Source organism: Microcystis sp. M079S1, assembly GCF_020246425.1.
GTDB lineage: Bacteria > Cyanobacteriota > Cyanobacteriia > Cyanobacteriales > Microcystaceae > Microcystis > Microcystis aeruginosa.
Window position 1 is genome coordinate 1 of record NZ_JADBSZ010000226.1, and the last position, 2,666, is coordinate 2,666.

A 2,666-nucleotide genomic window follows, 5' to 3' on the forward strand; every position below is an offset into this window, starting at 1 on the left:
TCGATTCTCAAGGTCGTGTAATCGGTACTTGGGCCGATGTGTTAAACCGCGCTGGTATCGGTATGGAAGTAATGCACGAGCGCAACGCTCACAACTTCCCCTTAGACTTGGCTAGTGGTGAACAGGCTCCTGTAGCTCTGACCGCTCCCGCTATCAATGGTTAATTCCTAGTCTGAACGAAAAGGCACTCCCGCGAGGGGGTGCTTTTTTGTTGTTAGAATTATGATATAGCTCAATGTTAAATGGAATCAATTTTATGTTATCTTCTCTGATAATTGAACTGGAACAAAAGTTACGAGACTGTTCTCTTGAAGATAAAAAATGGTTATTGGAGCAGTTACATCAACAATTAGGATTGAATAATCAACAAACAACTAAACAACGATTAATAGATAGTTGGAATGACGCTTATAGTGATGGATTGGACGAATCAGAAACTTTAATGTTAGAGCGAATACGGCATCATCAACGCCAATTATCCGAGTAAATATGACGATTTTTCAAGGAGAGATTTATTGGATTGATTTAGGAGAACCACAAGGTTCTGAACCTGCTTATCTTCGTCCTTGTGTTGTGGTGCAAAATGATGCTCTGAATCATTCACAAATTGGGACGGTTATTGTGTGTCCATTAACAACCAATTTGAGACGAGCAAAAGCTATTGGTAATGTTTTATTGAATGAGGGTGAAGGGAATTTACCTGAATCCAGTGTTGTTAATGTTTCACAGGTTTTCACGGTTGATAAGCGTCTTTTAACGGAGTCTATCGGAAGACTTTCTCAGGAAAAAATCAAATTAATTATTCAGGGAATTAAGTTGGTTATTGAACCTCAAGAACTCGAATAATAGGGGGTTATAAAAGGATTTAAATAATCCATTTACCCTTAGACTTAGCTAGTGGCGAACAGGCTCCTGTGGTTATGACCGCTCCCGCTATCAATGGTTAATACCATTTCTCTAAATGAAAACTACACATCGAATTTAAGTCCCCCTTTTTAAGGGCGATTTAGGGAGATTAAGCTTCTGTAGTCAGACTTTGGAGAATTGGTATAAGTTCTAATCCACTAATTATGACAAGAAAGGTCGGGGCAAACATTAGCTTGCCCCGACCTTTTTTTGTACATGGTGAAACGTTAAACAAGCAAATTCGCTCGATAATTCCCGAATGTCGTCGGCTAAGAGATTTTTAATTCGGCCTTGACGATACGATGATCGGGGAATCCCGTGGCATCTTTCGAGCAGTCAAAAGGAACTATAGAAGAACTCGCCGACCAATTTTTGGCAGTTCCACCGACAAAAACAGCATCTAAGATACCGTTAAAATTTGGATTACATTGCGTGGATAGACAATTATTAGAAGCTAAACAATCCGGTTGAATCCACTTTAATATGTTGTCTCGATTGAGCTTATCAAAGGCCGTATTACCTCTTCGTTCATTGAGATCAAAATCGAAGTTAAAGTCTCCCACTATAATCGTCGGTAAACTTTGCTGATTGCTCCAATTTCTGACGAAATCAGCCTGTTGGTTTCTTCTTTCCTCTTCACGACGGTTGAAATGGTTGACCATAAATAAAAATTCAGTCCCGTCCGCGAGAAGTTTAAATTGACCCACAAGTGGATTTCTTGACCCTCCAGAACCCGATAAATTATTGATAGAACCCACTAATTCTAACTGACTTTGATCGTAAGCGATCGCTAATCTATCTTGACCGCCCGTTTCTCCCAAGACCGAGGTAAAATTTGAACCCATAGCTTGAGTGAACTGATCGAGATCTTCCTGATTCATCACCTCTTCAAGACCCCAAAGAATGACCTCTGGATGCTTTGTAATTTCCTCGGCTACTTTGTCGGGGGTGGTGTCTCTGGGGTTAAAGTTTGGTGATTCTACGTTATAGGTGGCTAATTGCAACCCGTTTATAGGAGGATTCGGAGGGGGGTTAACCGAATCTTCCAAAACTTGAGCGACATATTTTTCTATAATCCAACCTTGTTGGGAGAGGATTTGTACTTTTAGCCAATGCTTTTCCCTATCGGTTTCGGTCACTGTGGCCGTTACACCATCGGGTAATCTTCCCTTTAAACTCGGAAAAGGATTTTCGTGCAAAGGAACACCTTGAGGATTTGTGGCTTTAAGCTGTACTTGCTGACCTACCTCTACATCTAAGGCGAGGGCTGGGTCGGCAAAGATAAAGCCTCCCCAAGCTATTATCAAGATGACAATCCCGAGCAGTCTTTTCATTGGTTTGACCTGTACTCTTTACTGTTCATCATCGTAAACGTTTAGGGGTGAAAGCGGCACTCACAGGAACAAGCAAATTCTGTCTTTGATTGAACGGTATTTTGGATTGGTTGTCCCGTACATAACGTTTCTCACACCTGTGTGGCACAGTTAAACCTTTGCTGATTAAACTTTTCACCATCGACAGTGCCTCTTGCGAACAGGAAACGCTATATTCGTTACTAACGTTGGGGTCATGTCAGCTTACTGACAACTGAAAAGCGAACAGATAAGTTTTCATCAAGTAATAGTTAGTAAAAGTATAGTCAAATATAGACAGACTGAATTCCATTTCAGAAATTCCCTTCACTTTTACTTCGAGAGATTGATTCTCCTTGGGTGAACTACGCACCTCTCTATCCCATAGCGGTTAAACGCATTTGGGAA

Annotated in this window: 3 protein-coding genes; 2 read left to right on the forward strand and 1 reads right to left on the reverse strand. The window is 41.0% G+C overall.

From position 1 onward, the window contains the following. Positions 1 to 256 precede the first annotated feature (256 nt). Complete coding sequence (locus IM456_RS15180) at positions 257 to 487, forward strand: hypothetical protein (RefSeq protein WP_253881528.1); 231 nt, start codon at positions 257 to 259, stop codon at positions 485 to 487. A gap of 2 nt (positions 488 to 489) precedes the next feature. After that, positions 490 to 846, forward strand: coding sequence for a type II toxin-antitoxin system PemK/MazF family toxin (locus tag IM456_RS15185; protein WP_149988605.1), 357 nt, complete (start codon positions 490 to 492; stop codon positions 844 to 846). A 329-nt stretch (positions 847 to 1,175) separates the two neighbouring features. Here the strand turns inward: IM456_RS15185 and IM456_RS15190 are convergent, their stop codons facing one another. Then, positions 1,176 to 2,240, reverse strand: coding sequence for an endonuclease/exonuclease/phosphatase family protein (locus IM456_RS15190; RefSeq protein ID WP_287694145.1), 1,065 nt, complete (start codon positions 2,238 to 2,240; stop codon positions 1,176 to 1,178). Positions 2,241 to 2,666 lie beyond the last annotated feature (426 nt).